Origin of the sequence: Streptomyces sp. NPDC051173 (assembly GCF_040689515.1) — a bacterium.
Taxonomy (GTDB): Bacteria; Actinomycetota; Actinomycetes; order Streptomycetales; family Streptomycetaceae; genus Streptomyces.
The window spans coordinates 42,780-58,351 of the sequence record NZ_JBFBBD010000004.1 but is presented as its reverse complement, the minus strand read 5'-3'; the positions used below and the strand labels follow the sequence as shown (position 1 = coordinate 58,351).

The following is a 15,572-nucleotide window of genomic DNA, read 5'->3' as shown; positions in this document are numbered from 1 at the left end:
CCCGCACTGCTTCCCCGTACGGACCGCCCCGAAGGTGGACTGTCGGACCCGTCCCGTACTGTCGTTCCATGCCCCGCCGCACTGCGACGATGCTCGCTTCCCTTCTGACGCTCATCGCGCTGCTCTGCGTGGGTGTGCTGATCCCCGTGCCGTACGCGGAGATGTCCCCGGGGCCGACGGTCAACACGCTCGGTGAGCACGACGGCGAGCCGGTGCTCCAGATCTCCGGGCGCAAGACCTATCCGACGACCGGCAACCTCAACATGACGACGGTCCGGGTGACCGGCTCCCAGTACCGGATGAATCTGGTCGAGGCGATCACCGGCTGGCTCGGGCACGACAATCTGGTGGTCCCGCACAGCACGCTCTACCCGGACGACAAGAGCCCCGACGAGCTCAACCAGGAGACGGCCGAGGAGTTCAGCCAGTCCCAGGAGAGCGCCAAGGTCGCGGCCCTCAAGCAGCTGGACATCCCGATCGGCACCCGCGTCGTCGTGTCGTCCGTCGTCAAGGACAGCCCCGCGGAGGGCAAACTGCACGCCGGTGACGTGATCAAGTCCGTCGACGGTACGGAGATCAAGCAGCCCGGTGACGTGGCCAAGCTGGTCACCAAGCACCAGCCCGGCGAGAAGGTCGCCTTCCTGATCGTCCCGGCCAAGGAGGCGGCCGCGGCGGAGAAGGAGAAGCGGCAGCCCAAGGGGGAGGACACCGTCACCCTCACCACGGCCAGGGCCCCCGACGACAAGCGCGCCGTGGTGGGCATCCAGGCCGCGACCGACCACACCTTCCCGTTCTCGGTCAACATCAAGCTGGCGGACGTCGGCGGGCCGAGTGCCGGGCTGATGTTCGCCCTCGGGATAGTCGACAAGCTCACCCCGGACGACCTGACCGGCGGGAAGTTCGTCGCCGGTACGGGCACGATCGACGACAACGGCAAGGTCGGGCCGATCGGCGGCGTGGAGATGAAGACGGTGGGCGCGCGCTCCAAGGGCGCCCGGTATTTCCTGACGCCGAAGGACAACTGCGCGGCCGCCGCGAAGGACAAGCCCTCGGGTCTCACCCTGGTCAAGGTCGACACGATCGGGGACGCCCTCGGCGCGCTGCAGAAGATCCGCAAGGGTGACACGGCCGGCCTGACGCAGTGCACGGTGAGCAAGTAGCGGACGCTGCCTCGCCCCCCGGGCGGGCCCGATGACCGGGCCCGCCCGGCGGCGCGGGAGCCGTGAGGGCGTGAGGGTCAGTCCTCGAAGGTGGCCGCCAGGGCCTCCGCGAGACCCGGGACCAGGTCGGCACCGGTGAGGACCTCCGTGGGGGTGTCCTTCTCGCGCAGCCGCACGGCGGACTCGCGGGCGCCGTCGCGCAGCACCGCGACCGTCATCCGGACCTCCTGGCGGTCCGGGTGCGCGGCGACCCACTTGGCGAGCTGCTTCTCGTTCAGCCCGTTGGGCACGGTGCCCTCGGCCGACGGCGGGAGCATCAGGCGCTCCACGGTCAGGGCGCAGCCGGTCACCGCGTCGGGCCAGGCGATGGTGCCGAGGAACTTGTCCAGGGCCGTGCCGGCCGGCACCTCGTCCTGCTCGATCGGGGTGAGCGAGGACGTGGCGTTCTCGTCGAGACCGAGCTGGGAGGCCAGACCGGGCTCCTGGGAGCGCAGCTTGGCGGTGTCGACCAGGGCGAAGAGCCGGGCGGGCTGGTCCCAGCCCAGGGTGGAGGCGTACTCGTCGATCTCGAGCACGGCACGGGTGAGCGGGCTGGCCGCCATCGGGGTATTGGGCAGCGCGGGCCCGGAGGAGTCGGCGGGGTCGGGAATGCTGGAAGTGCTGGACATGCTCAATATCGTGCCCTGAGAGTGACCAAAAATGGGAACTGAGTAAAGCCTCGGTAAGTTGCCACACTGGGCCCTAGGATCGCTGGGCCCTGATCGACAAGCTCCACTCACAGCGAACTTCGAGGTGCGCACCTTGGCTTTCCAGATGCCGGACCGCGGCGGAGGCCCGACAGGGCCACGTATCAGAGTCGGCCGCCCGTCCCGGCGGATCCGGACCCTGCTGATGACCTTGGGCGTACTGGCCGCGCTGGTCATGCTCTTCGTGATGTTCGCCGGGTTCTGGACGGACTGGCTCTGGTACCGCTCGGTGCGGTACTCCTCCGTCTTCACCACCACCCTCGGCACCAAGGTCGGCCTCTTCGCCGTCTTCGGGGTGCTGATGACGCTCGCGGTGGGGATCAACATCTGGCTGGCGCACCGGCTGCGGCCGCCGCTGAGCGCGATGTCGATGGAGCAGCAGAACCTCGACCGCTACCGGATGAGCATCGCGCCGTACAAGAAGTGGGCGCTGCTGGCGGTCTCCACCCTCGTGGGGCTCGTGGCGGGCGCGTCCGCGGCCGGGCAGTGGCGCACGTGGCTGCTGTGGATCAACGGTGTGCCGTTCGGGCAGAAGGACCCGCAGTTCCACAAGGACATCTCCTTCTACACCTTCGACCTGCCGTGGTACCGCTTTCTGCTCAGCTTCGGCTTCGCGGCCGTCGTGCTCTCGCTGATCGCCTCCGCCCTGGTGCACTACCTCTACGGCGGGCTGCGGCTCACCAGCCCCGGCGGCCGGGCCACCGCGGCGGCCACCGGGCACCTTTCCGTGCTGCTCGGCCTTTTCGTGGGTCTGAAGGCCATCGCCTACTGGCTGGACCGCTACGGCCTGGCGGTGAAGTCCAGCGGGCTGAAGTCGACCGACGGCTGGACCGGCCTGCGTTATGTCGACGCCAATGCCTATCTGCCGGCCAAGACGATCCTCTTCATCATCGCGCTGATCTGCGCCGTGCTGTTCTTCGCGACGCTGTGGCGCCGCACCTGGCAGCTGCCGGTCATCGGATTCGGTCTGATGGTGCTCTCGGCGGTGCTGATCGGCGGGCTCTATCCGGCGATCGTCCAGAAGTTCCAGGTCCAGCCCAATGAGCAGGCCAAGGAAGCGCCGTACATCAAGAAGAACATCACGGCGACCCGCGAGGCATACGGGATCGACGGCACCGATGTGAAGGACTACGCGGGCAAGGGCAACCCGAAGGACAAGGACAAGCTGCGCGCGGACGTGAACGACACGGCCAGCCTGCGGCTCCTGGACCCGAATATCGTCTCGCCCACGTTCCAGCAGCAACAGCAGGTGCGTGGTTATTACCAGTTCCCGTCCACGCTCGACGTCGACCGCTACAAGAAGGACGGCAAGGAGCAGGACACGGTCATCGGTCTGCGCGAGCTGAACATCAAGGGGATTCCCGAGCGCAACTGGATCAACGACCACTTCAAGTACACCCACGGCTACGGCGCCATCACCGCGAACGGCACCTCCATCACGGGTGAGGGCGAGCCGGACTTCACGGAGAAGAACCTGCCCACCGAGGGCATGCTCGGGAAGTACGAGCAGCGGATCTACTACGGCGAGAAGACCACCCAGTATTCGATCGTGGGCGGCCCCCAGGCCGAGCTGGACTACTCCAGCGACCAGGGCGAGAAGGGTTACACCTATAAGGGCAAGAGCGGTGTGAACCTCTCGAACCCCGTCAACCGCGCCGCCTACGCCGTGGCCTTCGGCGAGCCGAAGATGCTCTACTCGGGCGCCATCGGCAAGGATTCGCGGATTCTCTACAACCGCACGCCCAAGGAGCGCGTCGAGGCGGTCGCCCCGTGGCTGACCATCGACGGCGACGCCTATCCGGCGGTCGTGGACGGCCGGATCCAGTGGATCGTGGACGCGTACACCACGACCAACGGCTATCCGTACGCCTCGCGCACCACGCTCGGTGACACCACAGCGGACTCGCTGACCACCGGACAGCGGTCGGTGGTGGCCCAGCAGAACCAGGTCAACTACATCCGCAATTCCGTCAAGGCGACCGTCGACGCCTACGACGGCAAGGTCAGCCTGTACCAGTGGGACACCAAGGACCCGGTGCTGAAGACCTGGATGAAGTCGTTCCCGGGCACGGTGAAGCCCAAGAGCGAGATCGGTTCGGCGCTGATGGACCACCTGCGTTATCCGCAGGACCTCTTCAAGGTGCAGCGCGAGCTGCTGACCCGCTATCACGTGACCGACCCGGGCACGTTCTACACGGGCAGCGAGCGCTGGCAGGTGCCGGACGACCCGACCACCAAGGAAGGCAACGCGGTCCCGCCGTACTACCTCAGCATGAAGATGCCGGACCAGCAGAAGCAGACCTTCTCGCTGACGACGACCTTCACGCCGAAGAGCCGGCCGAACCTCGGCGCCTTCATGGCCGTCGACGCCGACGCGAAGAGCCCGGACTACGGGGCCATCAGAGTGCTGAAGCTGCCGTCCGAGACCACGGTCTGGGGTCCGCAGCAGGCGCAGAGCAAATTCAACAGCGACGCGGCAGTCGCCAATGCCATCAACATCTGGAAGAAGGGCGATTCCGAGGTCGAGTACGGCAATCTGCTGACCGTCCCTCTGGACGGCGGGCTGCTGTACGTCGAGCCGGTCTATCTGCGCGGCGCTGGCACGAATTACCCGCTCCTCAAGAAGGTGCTGGTGAACTACGGCGAGAAGATCGCCTTCAAGGACACCCTCGACGAGGCCCTCGACGAGGTCTTCGGCGGGAAGGCGCCGGACAACGGCACCAAGCAGCCGCCGGGGCAGCCTTCCGGCCAGCCGCCCGCCAACCAGACGGTCAAGCAGGCTGTGAAGGACGCCCAGGACGCCTACGACGCCGGCCAGAAGGCGCTCGGGGACAAGGACTGGGGCGCGTACGGCAAGGCCCAGAAGGACCTGAAGGACGCCCTCGACCGGATCGCCAAGGCGGAGGCCGGGGGCTCCGACAAGAACGGCAAGCCGGGCAGCTGACACCCATGTGGAAGATCCACCCCGCGCCGTCGTGGTACGGTTGTCACACAACGGCGCGGGGTGGAGCAGCTCGGTAGCTCGCTGGGCTCATAACCCAGAGGTCGCAGGTTCAAATCCTGTCCCCGCTACTCAAAGACAAGGCCCGGAGTCCTCGGACTCCGGGCCTTGTCGTGTGCCCGGACCCGAGCGGTCAGTAGTACCGCGAGGTGTCCGGGAGGGCGCGGTGTGTGCGGGTTGTGTGCGGGGCTTCTGTGGAGAGTTTGGAGCCCCGTCGTGTCGGGAAGTCGGGAAGTCGACAAAACGCTGAAGTGACCTCACTGGCTGCGGCATACCAGGTGTACGCGGGTTGCGGGTGGTGCGACGATGGGGCTTATGGGGGACAGGACGAGGCTGTGGGAGACACGTCGGCTTGTAGAGGCTCCCGGTGACGGGAGCGAGCAGGACCTGACGGCGTACGGGCCGCAGGCGGCGACCGCCGAGGCCGGCGACCCCGCCGACCTCGAGTTGGAGACCGCGCGCCGCAGGGCCGCGGAGGCCGGCGACCCGGCCGCCCTGAGCATGCTCGGCGCGCTCCTGCTGCGCCGTGGCGACCTGGACGGCGCCGAGCGCCACCTGCGGGCCGCCACCGCCGACGGGGACCGCTCCGCCGCCAACAACCTCGGCGTGCTGCTGCACCAGCGCGGCTACGGCGACGAGGCCGCCGGCTGGTGGCGGATCGCCGCCGTCGCCGGCTCCGCCGCCGCCGCGCACGCGCTCGGCCGCTACCACCGGGAGCGCGGCGACGAGCCCGCCGCCGAGTACTGGCTGCGCCAATCGGCTGAATCCGGGCACGCACTCGGGGCCTATGCCCTGGCCGACCTGCTGGAGCACCGCAGCGACGTCGGCGCCGAGCGCTGGTTCCGGGCCGCCGCCGAGCGCGGCCACCGGGAGGCCGCGTACCGCCTGGCCCGCATCCTGGACGGCAGGGCGCCCCGCGCCCGCGCAGGTGGGCTCACCGGCGGCCTCGGCCCCGGCGGTGTGGAGACCTCCGTCCGAGAGCTGCGGGCCGCCGCCGCGGACAGCCGCGACGGCGGCCCCGCCCGCGAGGCCGAGCAGTGGTACCGCCAGGCCGCCGCCCGCGGCCACCGCCGCGCCGCGCTGCACCTCGGCACGCTGCTGGAGGGCCGCGGCGAGACCCAGGAGGCCGCGCGCTGGTATCTGACCTCCGCCAAGGACGGCGAGTCGCGTGCCGCGTGCGCGCTCGGCTTCCTGCTGCGCGACGCCGGTGACTGCGAGAGCGCCGCCGTCTGGTGGCGCCGCGCCGCCCAGGACGGCGACGGCAACGCCGCCAACGCCCTCGGCGCCATGCACGCCGACCGCGGCGAGTCCGGCGAGGCCGAGCGCTGGTACCGCACGGCGCTCGACCACGGCGACGTCAACGGCGCGTACAACCTCGGCCTGCTCTGCGCCGAGCAGGGCCGCACCGCGCAGGCCGAGCAGTGGTACCGCCGCGCCGCCTACGCCGGGCACCGCGAGGCGGCCAACGCGCTGGCCGTACTGCTGCTCCAGGGCGGCGACGCGGCCGGTGCCGAGCCCTGGTTCTCCAAGGCGGCCGAGGCGGGCAGTGTCGACGCCGCGTTCAACCTGGGCATCCTCTACGCCGGGCGCGACGAGGAGCGCATGGCCCTCCAGTGGTACGAGCGCGCGGCCACCGCCGGGCACACCGAAGCCGCCCTCCAGGTCGCCATCGCCCTCCTGCGCGACGGCGACGAGGAGGCCGCGGAACGCCACCTGAGGATCGCCGTGCGCGGCGGCAGCGCCGAGGCCGCCTTCCGGCTGGGCTCGCTGCTCGACCGCGACGACCACGCGCACGAGGAGTGCGAGGAGTGGTACGGCAGGGCCGCCCGGCAGGGCCACCGGCGCGCCCAGGTGCGGCTCGGCATGCTCGTCGCCGAGCGGGGCGACGTGGTCGAGGCCGCGCACTGGTACCGCGAGGCGGCCGAGGCGGGCAGCCGCAACGGCGCCTTCAACCTCGGACTGCTCCTCGCCCGCGAGGGCAGCGAACCGGAGGCGGCCCTCTGGTGGGCACGGGCGGCGGAGGCCGGGCACGGGCGTGCCGCGCTGCGGCTCGCCCTGCTGGCGGCGCGGCGCGGCGACCTGACCGAGGGGCGGCACTGGTGCGACTGCGCGGTGCGGCTGGGGCCCGCCGAGGTCGCGGAGCGGGCCGCGCGGCTGCGGGACGCGCTCCAGCAGGAGCTCACCGCCTAGGCGGCGGGCCTTTGCGCTCGACTGCGGGTGGTGTCGTCTGCGCACCACCGCTGCGCGGCGGTGTCCTCAAACGCCGGACGGGCTGGATGTGGCTGATGCGGGTGCGCAATGCCCCCGTGACACGGCTTCGACCCCAGCCCTCCGGTGAGCAGTGACGGAGCCGTTTGCTTCTGCTGGGCCGGGCGGGTTAAGGTTGGTTTACCGACGCGGGGTGGAGCAGCTCGGTAGCTCGCTGGGCTCATAACCCAGAGGTCGCAGGTTCAAATCCTGTCCCCGCTACTCAAGGACAAAGGCCCGGATCCTCAGGATCCGGGCCTTTGTCGTGCTCGCCCGGCCGCCCTCACACGGCGGCGGAGGTGCAGTTCGGGCAGATGCCGCGGTAGGTGACCTCGACCGCCGCGACCTGGAAGCCGAAGCGCTCGTCCTGCGGGAGCTCCGCGAGCAGGTCGCCCGAAGGGTGGACGTCGCGGATCGTGCCGCACCGGGAGCACACCAGGTGCTGGTGCGCGTGGTGGGCGTTCGGGTCGTAGCGCTTGGCGCGGCCGTCCGTGCTCACCTCCAGGACCTCGCCCAGGGAGACCAGCTCCCCGAGGGTGTTGTACACCGTCGCACGCGAGATCTCCGGCAGCAGGTGCGCCGCCTTGGCGTGCACTTCGTCCGCCGTGTAGTGCACGTGGTCCCCGTCGAGGACCTCGGCGACGACGCGTCGCTGCGCGGTCAGCCGCCAGCCGCGTCCCCGGAGCCGTTCCAGCAGGTCACTCATGCCATTCACCTATCAGTCAGATAGGACCAGCGTAGCAGCGGCCCTCGTCCACCCCTGGATCCGATATCGCCATGGGAAGCATCTTGACTTAGACAGAGTCCAATGTAGGATCGATCTCGGCTCAGGCCAAGGTGGCAGGACGATCAGACGGAGGCGAACGTGTCGGTTCAGGGCGAGGCCAGGACGAATGCGGGCCCGCTGACCACGGAGTCCGGAGCTCCGGTCGCGGACAACCAGAACAGCGAGACCGCGGGCATCGGCGGTCCGGTCCTGGTCCAGGACCAGCTGCTGCTGGAGAAGCTCGCGCACTTCAACCGCGAGCGGATCCCGGAGCGCATCGTGCACGCCCGCGGCGCCGGCGCGTACGGCACCTTCACGCTCACCCGCGACGTCTCGCAGTGGACGCGGGCGAAGTTCCTCTCCGAGGTCGGCAAGCAGACGGAGACGTTCCTGCGGTTCTCCACCGTCGCCGGCAACCTCGGCTCGGCCGACGCGGTGCGCGACCCCCGCGGTTTCGCGCTGAAGTTCTACACCGAAGAGGGGAACTACGACCTCGTCGGCAACAACACCCCGGTCTTCTTCATCCGGGACGCCATCAAGTTCCCCGACTTCATCCACACCCAGAAGCGCGACCCGTACACCGGCTCGCAGGAGGCGGACAACGTCTGGGACTTCTGGGGCCTGTCGCCGGAGGCCACGCACCAGGTGACCTGGCTGTTCGGCGACCGCGGCATCCCCGCGACGCTGCGCCACATGAACGGCTACGGCTCGCACACCTTCCAGTGGAACAACGAGGCCGGCGAGGTCTTCTGGGTCAAGTACCACTTCAAGACCGACCAGGGCATCAAGAACCTCACCCAGGCGGAGGCGAACGAGCTCGCCGGTGAGGATCCCGACAGCCACCAGCGCGACCTGCGCGAGGCCATCGAGCGCGGCGACTTCCCGTCCTGGACCGTGCAGGTGCAGATCATGCCCGCGGCCGACGCGGCCACATACCGCTTCAACCCCTTCGACCTCACCAAGGTGTGGCCGCACGAGGACTACCCGCCGATCGAGATCGGCAAGCTGGAGCTCAACCGCAACCCGGAGAACATCTTCGCCGAGGTCGAGCAGTCCATCTTCTCCCCGGCGCACTTCGTCCCGGGCATCGGCCCGTCGCCCGACAAGATGCTCCAGGGCCGCCTCTTCGCCTACGGCGACGCCCACCGCTACCGCGTCGGCATCAACGCCGACCACCTGCCGGTGAACCGCCCGCACGCCACCGAGGCGCGTACGTACGGCCGCGACGGCTACGCGTACGACGGCCGCCACGGCCGCGCCAAGAACTACGAGCCCAACAGCTTCGGCGGCCCGGCGCAGACCGGCCGTCCGCTGTGGCAGCCGCTGCCCGTCACCGGCGCCACGGGCAACATCGAGACCCCCTCGCACGCCGAGGACAACGACTTCGTCCAGGCGGGCGACCTCTACCGGCTGATGTCGGAGGGGGAGAAGGGCCGTCTCGTCGACAACCTCGCGGGCTTCATCGCCAAGGTGTCGCGCGAGGACATCGCCGAGCGGGCGATCAACAACTTCCGCCAGGCGGACCCCGACTTCGGCAAGCGGCTGGAAGCCGCGGTCCAGGCCCTGCGCGGCTGACCCCGTCGGCCGGCTGATCCGCCGTCATGGCGGTGCACCGGCCGGGGTCGTCCCACCAGTGGCTTGCCGAAAGAACCGGAGAGGCCGGACGCCAAAGGGCTCCGGCCTCTCCGGCTGCCCGCCCGCGGGGCCCTGGCGGGCCGTCAGTGCGCCAGGGCGCCCGCCCGGGCCCGTGCGGGCACCCAGCAGCGGATGATGTCGCGCACCGACACCACGCCGACCGGACCCTGGCCGTCGAGGACGATCAGATGCCGGAAGCCGCCGCGCGCCATGGCGGCGGCGGCCTCGTCCAGCGTCCACTCGGGGGCCGCGAAGACGACGTCCGTGGTGGTGTGGGCGTGGGCGGTCTCCCGGTCCGGGTCCTGGCCGGCGCCGACGGAGTTGAGGATGTCGCGCTCGGTGAGGATGCCGAGCCCGCAGGTGTCGGGGTCGAGCACGACGGCCGCGCCGATCCTGCGCGCGGACATCAGCCGCGCGGCCTGCCGAAGGGTGTGCGCGGGGCCGATGGTGAGGACCACCGTGCTCATGGCGTCGCGGACGAGCATGGTCGGAGCCACCTCCTTGGCGACTGTGGACCCGTGAACACCGCTGCGACGAGAAGGTGTTCACAAGTTCACAAGCGTGGGGCTCCTCATCGTCACATGTTCGCGCGGACACAACAAGAGGCGCGTGGAGCCGGAACTCCGCTTCCCATTGCTCCCGCGCCCATGTTTGAACCGGGGGCGCGTCCTAAGTCCGCAGATAGCCCAGCAGCTCGTCGTGCAGCAGCCCGTTCGACGCCGCCGCGTCACCGCTGTGCGGCCCCGGCCGGCCGTCCAGGCCGGTGAAGCGGCCGCCCGCCTCCTCGACGATGACCACGTTCGCCGCCATGTCCCACAGCGACAGCTCCGGCTCCGCGCAGATGTCCACCGAGCCCTCGGCGACCATCATGTACGGCCAGAAGTCGCCGTAGCCGCGCGTCCGCCAGCAGTCGCGCGTCAGGTCCAGGAAGCCGGGCAGCAGGCCGCGCTCCTCCCAGCCGGTGAGCGAGGAGTACGCGAAGGACGCGTCCTCGATCCGGCCGACCCGCGAGACCTGGAGCCGGCTCGCCGAGAGCAGGCTGCGCCCGGTGAAGGCGCCCGAGCCCTTCGCCGCCCACCAGCGGCGGCCCAGCGCGGGCGCCGAGACCACGCCGACGACGGGCTCGAAGCCGCCCTCGACCTGCACCGTCAGAGAGATGAGGGTGGCCCAGACCGGCACCCCGCGCACGTAGTTCTTGGTGCCGTCGATGGGGTCGATCACCCAGCGGCGCGGGCCCGTGCCCTCGCTGCCGAACTCCTCGCCCAGCACGGCGTCGCGCGGCCGGGCGCGCTGGAGCTGGCCGCGGATCAGCTCCTCGGCGGCCTTGTCCGCCTCGCTCACCGGAGTCATGTCCGGTTTCGTCTCGACCTTGAGGTCGAGGGCCTTGAACCGGTCCATGGTCGCCGCATCGGCGGCGTCCGCCAGGACGTGGGCCAGGCGCAGATCATCGTGGTAGTCGGACATGGCTGAACAGTACCCGTGGGCACCCTCAGTACCCCGACGGCCCGCCCGGGACTCTTGACACCGTCCGGACGCACGTCAATTCTGTGGCCACTACCGCCGTGCGGCCGCACGGCCGGGGAGGCGACGATGCCCGCGGCACGAGAACTCCTGCTGGACGCGGCCTACGCGGCGCTCGACAGACGGCCCTGGAGCGGGGTCCGGATGGTCGACGTCGCGGTCGCGGCCGGGGTGTCCCGGCAGACGCTCTACAACGAATTCGGCAGCAAGGCCGGTCTCGCGCGCGCCCTGGTGCGCCGCGAGGCGGACGCCCTGCTCGCCGGTGTCGAGCGGGCCCTGGCCGAGGCGGGCACCACCGCCGACGCCGGTGACCGCTGCGCCGCGGCGGCCGGCTGGATCCTGCGCACGGCCCGCACCAACCCCCTCGTACGGGCCGCGCTGACCGGCTGCCGCGGTGAGCGGCTGCCCGTCGTCGCGGCACCCGCCGTGCCCTCCCCGCGCGGCCCGTCCGGGCCCGCCCCGGTGCGCGGCACCCCCACGCCCTGGGCGCTGGCCGACGGGATCCGTGACCGTACGGCCCGCGCGGTCACGGCGGGCCTCGGGCGTGCGGAGCCGGGTCCCGCCGCGGAGAAGGTGCTGTGGGCCTGCGAGGCGGCCGTCCGGCTGACGCTGTCCTACGTGCTCGCCCCGGCGGCCTCGCACGAGGAGGCGACCGGACAAGTCGCCCGTCTGGTCCGCGCCCTTCTGAGCGGCGGGGAGGGCGACAGCACGATTTGAGCCATCCGCTTTCGGCGGGGGGCGGCTCGCGCCTACGGGGGCGGGGTGCGCCCTCCGGTTCACGACCGCGGGTCGCCGGTGGCCGAACGCTAGGGCGCGGAGGTCAGAGGCCGGAGCCTCCGGGTGGGGTCCGGGGCGGAGCCCCGAAGCGGGGGTCTGGGGGCGCAGCCCCCAGAGACACCTCTTCACTCACAGCAACCCCGACGGAAGGGGCAGCAGCCTGCTCAATGCGCCGAGCCCGAGAGCTGAAGGCCCATCACGCCCAGGATCACCAGGCCGATCGACACGAGCTTCAGCGTCGAGACCAGGTCGCCGAGGAAGATCATGCCGTAGATCGCCGTGCCGGCCGCGCCGATGCCCGTCCACACCGCGTACGCCGGACCCACGTCGAGCTTCTTCAGGGACAGCGTCAGCAGTCCGAAGCTGCCGAGTGCGAAGCACGCGAACGCGATCGTCGGCCACAGCCGCGTGAAACCGTGCGAGAGCTTGAGACAGACGGCGAAGCCGGTCTCCAGCAGGCCCGCGACCACGACCAGCAGCCACGCCATCAGTTGCCTCCCGAGTCTCCGTGACCGCCGTTCGCGCCGGTGTGTTTGTTGCACTTGCCATCGGCGGTCACTCGCAAACGTAGGCGATCAATCGCCTTCGCGCCGCTCCCTCGTGGCAAGCAGTCGTCGCAGGGAGTAGAGCCGCTGCGGATCGGCGTGTCCGTCCTCGACCCATTGGTCCAGTGCGCAGTCCTGCTCGTCGTGGCTGCATGCGCGCGGGCAGTCCTCGGTGCCCGGCACCAGGTCGGGGAAGGCGAGGATGACGCGGGAGGGGTCCACGTGGTGCAGGCCGAAGGACCGCACGCCCGGGGTGTCGATGACCCAGCCGGTGCCGTCGGGCAGCGGCAGGGCCAGCGCCGAGGTCGTGGTGTGCCGGCCCCGGCCGGTGACGGCGTTGACGTGGCCGGTGGCCCGCTGCCGTTCGACGAGGGCGTTGACGAGCGTGGTCTTGCCGACGCCGGAGTGGCCGACGAAGGCGGTGACCCGGTCCGTCAGCCGCTCCCGGACCCGCTCGGCGGCCCCGCCGCCTGCCAACTCCTCGCGGCTGGTGACCACATGGGGCACGCCCAGCGCGCCGTACGACTCCAGCAGCTTGTCCGGCGAGGCCAGGTCCGACTTCGTCAGGACGAGCAGCGGCTCCAGGCCCGCGTCGTACGCCGCGACCAGGCAGCGGTCGATCAGGCGGGGGCGCGGCTCGGGGTCGGCGAGGGCGGTGACGATCGCGAGCTGGTCGGCGTTGGCGACGACGACCCGCTCGAAGGGGTCGTCGTCGTCGGCCGTGCGGCGCAGCACGGAGGAGCGCTCCTCGACCCGGACGATCCGCGCGAGGGTGTCCTTGGCGCCGCTGAGGTCGCCGACCACCGCGACCCGGTCCCCGACCACGGCCCCCTTGCGCCCCAGCTCACGCGCCTTCATCGCGATGATGGTGCGGTCCTCGACGAGGACGTGGAGCCGGCCCCGGTCGACGGTGAGGACGAAGCCCTCGGCGGCGTCCTCGTGCTTCGGGCGGATGTTGGTGCGGGGCCGGTTGCCCTTGCGGTTGGGGCGGACGCGGATGTCGTCCTCGTCGGGGTTCTTGCCGTAGCGGCGCATGGTGCTCTTCCGCTCTTCTCAGGCTCTCGACACCGTCGTCGCCCCCGCGACGGGCCCCAGCATCCCGGTCCACAGCTCCGGGAAGTCCGGCAGGGTCTTGGCGGTCGTCGCGACGTTCTCCACCTGGACGCCGTCGACGGCGAGGCCGATCACGGCCGCCGCGGTGGCCAGCCGGTGGTCCTCGTAGGTGTGGAAGACACCGCCGTGCAGCGGGCGCGGGCGGATGCGCAGGCCGTCCTCGGTCTCGGCGACGTCGCCGCCGAGCTCGTTGATCTCCTTGGCGAGCGCGGCCAGCCGGTCCGTCTCGTGCAGCCGCAGGTGCGCGATGCCGCTCAGGACGGACTCGGAGTCGGCGAGCGCGGCGACCGCCGCGATCACCGGGGTCAGCTCGCCGACCTCGTGCAGATCGGCCTCGATGCCGGTGATCCGGCCCGTGCCGGTGAAGGTCAGGCCGGCGTCGGACAGCTCGCAGCTGCCGCCCATCGCGGTGAAGATGTCGCGCAGCGCGTCGCCGGGCTGGGTGGTGCGCTCGGGCCAGTCGGGGATGGTGACCCGGCCGCCGGTGACGAGGGCCGCGGCCAGGAACGGCGCCGCGTTGGACAGATCGGGCTCCACGACGATGTCGCGGCCCAGGAGCGCGCTGGGGGAGACCCGCCAGACATCGGCCTCGCCGCCCGACTCCGGGGTGTCGACCTGGGCGCCGGCCATGCGCAGCATGTCCACGGTCATCCGGATGTGCGGCATCGACGGCAGGACGGCACCGGTGTGCCGCACCTCGACGCCCTGGTTGAAGCGCGGCGCGGACAGCAGCAGGGCGCTGACGAACTGTGAGGACGAGGACGCGTCGATCTCGACCGTCCCGCCGTCCAGCGCGCCGCCGCCGTGCACGGTCAGCGGCAGCGCGCCCCGCTGGTCGTCGTCGATGCGGGCGCCCAGGGCGCGCAGCGCGTCGATCACGCCGTGCAGCGGCCGCTCGTAGCTGCGCGGGTCGCCGTCGAAGCGGATCGGGCCGTCGGCGAGGGCGGCTACGGGCGGCAGGAAGCGCATGACCGTGCCGGCGTTGCCGACGTCGACGGTGGCCGGGCCGTGCAGCCGCGCGGGGATCACCCGCCAGGCCTCGCCCGAACCGGCGCCCGTGGAGGACGACGAGACGGTCTCCTCGATGCCCACGCCCATGGCGCGCAGCGCCTCGGCCATCAGCAAGGTGTCCCGTGAGCGCAGCGGCCGGCGGACCCAGCCGGGCTCGGCGGCCAGCGCCGCGAGGACCAGCGCGCGGTTGGTGACCGATTTCGATCCCGGCACGGTGACGGTCGCGTCGACGGCCCCGCTCGCGAGGGGGGCAGGCCAGAGGTCGGTGTGCGCAGGGCTCTCGGTCATGTCTTTACCTTAGTGGCTCGTACGTGGTCACAGCCCGAGCAGCCAGCGGCCCCCGCCGGTCAGCGCGCACAGCGAGACCACGTGGAAGAAGAGCAGCCAGACGAGCGGGGGCACGTTCGTGAGGCGGGCGAGCTGGTCGGCGTCGGAGTCGCCCGCGTGGCCGTGCCGCCGCTTCGCCTGGAGCTCGAAGGCGGGCCGGACCCCGCCGAGCAGCATGAACCAGACGACCCCGTACGCGAACAGCGCCTGCACCGCCGGGCCCGCGAGCCAGGAGACCAGGACGAAGGTGGCGCCGGTCAGCACCACGGTCAGCACGCCGAAGGCGTTGCGGACCATCACCAGCAGCGCGGCGAGCAGCGCGGTGGCGCCCCACAGCAGGGCCGTGATGTGTCCGGCGGCGAGCAGCCAGGCGCCGCCGAGGCCGAGGAGCGAGGGGGCGGTGTAGCCCGCGGCCGCGGTGAGGATCATGCCGAGGCCGGTGGGCCTGCCCCGGGAGACCGTCAGCCCGGAGGTGTCGGAGTGCAGCCGGATGCCGTCCAGGCGGCGGCCGCTGAGCAGGGCCACGAGGCCGTGGCCGCCCTCGTGGGCGATGGTTATCGCGTTGCGGGTGATCAGCCAGACGCGGCGCGGGACGACCGCGGCGAGCGCGACGACCCCGGTGGCGACCACCAGCCACAGTGTGGGGTCGGGCTGGGTCGCGACCACCCGGTCCCACAGGGCGGTGGCGTTGGTGCTGTCCATTTGTGCGCGGCTCCTCGGGGG

The 15,572-nt window shown here is 71.2% G+C and carries 13 protein-coding genes and 2 tRNA genes; 7 read left to right on the top strand and 8 right to left on the bottom strand.

Translation table 11 applies throughout. The features are described from left to right. The first annotated feature begins 68 nt into the window (after window positions 1-68). Window positions 69-1,160 (top strand): PDZ domain-containing protein, encoded by a 1,092-nt coding sequence (locus tag AB0435_RS03940; RefSeq protein WP_366002728.1) that lies wholly within the window; start codon window positions 69-71, stop codon window positions 1,158-1,160. Window positions 1,161-1,237: 77 nt separating this feature from the next. On the opposite strand, the gene AB0435_RS03935 is transcribed toward AB0435_RS03940, so the two are convergent. Then, window positions 1,238-1,762, bottom strand: a complete 525-nt coding sequence (locus tag AB0435_RS03935; RefSeq protein ID WP_366002835.1) for a PPA1309 family protein — start codon at window positions 1,760-1,762, stop codon at window positions 1,238-1,240. Between the two features lie 211 nt (window positions 1,763-1,973). Between AB0435_RS03935 and AB0435_RS03930 the strand changes: the two genes are divergently transcribed. The 4 genes from AB0435_RS03930 (at window position 1,974) to AB0435_RS03915 (ending at window position 7,376) form a co-directional block, all read left to right on the top strand. Continuing rightward, entirely contained in the window at window positions 1,974-4,850 is a 2,877-nt protein-coding gene (locus AB0435_RS03930; protein WP_366002833.1) for a UPF0182 family protein, read from the top strand. Window positions 4,851-4,904: 54 nt separating this feature from the next. Further along, window positions 4,905-4,978, top strand: a tRNA-Met gene (locus tag AB0435_RS03925). A 235-nt stretch (window positions 4,979-5,213) separates the two neighbouring features. Further along, window positions 5,214-7,097, top strand: coding sequence for a tetratricopeptide repeat protein (locus AB0435_RS03920; protein WP_366426145.1), 1,884 nt, complete (start codon window positions 5,214-5,216; stop codon window positions 7,095-7,097). A 205-nt stretch (window positions 7,098-7,302) separates the two neighbouring features. Next, window positions 7,303-7,376 (top strand) — tRNA-Met (locus AB0435_RS03915). A gap of 61 nt (window positions 7,377-7,437) precedes the next feature. On the opposite strand, the gene AB0435_RS03910 is transcribed toward AB0435_RS03915, so the two are convergent. Next, the gene (locus tag AB0435_RS03910) at window positions 7,438-7,860 is read right to left on the bottom strand and encodes a Fur family transcriptional regulator (RefSeq protein WP_366002726.1); all 423 of its coding nucleotides are present in this window, start codon (window positions 7,858-7,860) and stop codon (window positions 7,438-7,440) included. Window positions 7,861-8,019: 159 nt separating this feature from the next. On the opposite strand from AB0435_RS03910, the gene AB0435_RS03905 reads away from it, so the two are divergent. Beyond that, on the top strand, window positions 8,020-9,495 hold the full coding sequence (locus AB0435_RS03905) for a catalase (RefSeq protein ID WP_366002725.1): 1,476 nt from the start codon (window positions 8,020-8,022) through the stop codon (window positions 9,493-9,495). A gap of 143 nt (window positions 9,496-9,638) precedes the next feature. Here the strand turns inward: AB0435_RS03905 and AB0435_RS03900 are convergent, their stop codons facing one another. Beyond that, window positions 9,639-10,040 carry a CBS domain-containing protein gene (locus tag AB0435_RS03900; protein ID WP_366426144.1) on the bottom strand — a complete coding sequence of 134 codons (402 nt, stop codon included), beginning with the start codon at window positions 10,038-10,040 and terminating at the stop codon, window positions 9,639-9,641. 184 nt (window positions 10,041-10,224) lie between these two features. Next, window positions 10,225-11,019 carry a histidinol-phosphatase gene (gene hisN / locus AB0435_RS03895; RefSeq protein ID WP_366002723.1) on the bottom strand — a complete coding sequence of 265 codons (795 nt, stop codon included), beginning with the start codon at window positions 11,017-11,019 and terminating at the stop codon, window positions 10,225-10,227. Between the two features lie 126 nt (window positions 11,020-11,145). Between hisN and AB0435_RS03890 the strand changes: the two genes are divergently transcribed. Beyond that, window positions 11,146-11,793 (top strand): TetR/AcrR family transcriptional regulator, encoded by a 648-nt coding sequence (locus tag AB0435_RS03890; protein WP_366426143.1) that lies wholly within the window; start codon window positions 11,146-11,148, stop codon window positions 11,791-11,793. Window positions 11,794-12,017: 224 nt separating this feature from the next. Here AB0435_RS03890 and AB0435_RS03885 read toward each other — a convergent pair whose 3' ends face one another. The 4 genes from AB0435_RS03885 to AB0435_RS03870 form a co-directional block, all read right to left on the bottom strand. Then, window positions 12,018-12,341 carry a multidrug efflux SMR transporter gene (locus tag AB0435_RS03885; protein ID WP_361531828.1) on the bottom strand — a complete coding sequence of 108 codons (324 nt, stop codon included), beginning with the start codon at window positions 12,339-12,341 and terminating at the stop codon, window positions 12,018-12,020. An 87-nt stretch (window positions 12,342-12,428) separates the two neighbouring features. Beyond that, on the bottom strand, window positions 12,429-13,433 hold the full coding sequence (gene rsgA / locus AB0435_RS03880; protein ID WP_366002721.1) for a ribosome small subunit-dependent GTPase A: 1,005 nt from the start codon (window positions 13,431-13,433) through the stop codon (window positions 12,429-12,431). An 18-nt stretch (window positions 13,434-13,451) separates the two neighbouring features. Beyond that, a complete protein-coding gene (gene aroA / locus AB0435_RS03875; RefSeq protein ID WP_366002720.1) occupies window positions 13,452-14,810 on the bottom strand; it encodes a 3-phosphoshikimate 1-carboxyvinyltransferase in 1,359 nt (452 codons plus the stop codon). Window positions 14,811-14,837: 27 nt separating this feature from the next. After that, window positions 14,838-15,551 (bottom strand): M50 family metallopeptidase, encoded by a 714-nt coding sequence (locus tag AB0435_RS03870; protein ID WP_366002719.1) that lies wholly within the window; start codon window positions 15,549-15,551, stop codon window positions 14,838-14,840. Between the last annotated feature and the right edge of the window lie 21 nt (window positions 15,552-15,572).

Coding starts and splice junctions, on each gene's coding strand:
- AB0435_RS03920 (WP_366426145.1), top strand. CDS start 5,214: ATGGGGCTTATGGGGGACAGGACGAGGCTGTGGGAGACACGTCGGCTT.
- AB0435_RS03930 (WP_366002833.1), top strand. CDS start 1,974: ATGCCGGACCGCGGCGGAGGCCCGACAGGGCCACGTATCAGAGTCGGC.
- hisN (WP_366002723.1), bottom strand. CDS start 11,019: ATGTCCGACTACCACGATGATCTGCGCCTGGCCCACGTCCTGGCGGAC.
- AB0435_RS03870 (WP_366002719.1), bottom strand. CDS start 15,551: ATGGACAGCACCAACGCCACCGCCCTGTGGGACCGGGTGGTCGCGACC.
- AB0435_RS03900 (WP_366426144.1), bottom strand. CDS start 10,040: ATGCTCGTCCGCGACGCCATGAGCACGGTGGTCCTCACCATCGGCCCC.
- AB0435_RS03910 (WP_366002726.1), bottom strand. CDS start 7,860: ATGAGTGACCTGCTGGAACGGCTCCGGGGACGCGGCTGGCGGCTGACC.
- AB0435_RS03935 (WP_366002835.1), bottom strand. CDS start 1,762: ATGGCGGCCAGCCCGCTCACCCGTGCCGTGCTCGAGATCGACGAGTAC.
- AB0435_RS03890 (WP_366426143.1), top strand. CDS start 11,146: ATGCCCGCGGCACGAGAACTCCTGCTGGACGCGGCCTACGCGGCGCTC.
- AB0435_RS03885 (WP_361531828.1), bottom strand. CDS start 12,341: ATGGCGTGGCTGCTGGTCGTGGTCGCGGGCCTGCTGGAGACCGGCTTC.
- aroA (WP_366002720.1), bottom strand. CDS start 14,810: ATGACCGAGAGCCCTGCGCACACCGACCTCTGGCCTGCCCCCCTCGCG.
- rsgA (WP_366002721.1), bottom strand. CDS start 13,433: ATGCGCCGCTACGGCAAGAACCCCGACGAGGACGACATCCGCGTCCGC.
- AB0435_RS03940 (WP_366002728.1), top strand. CDS start 69: ATGCCCCGCCGCACTGCGACGATGCTCGCTTCCCTTCTGACGCTCATC.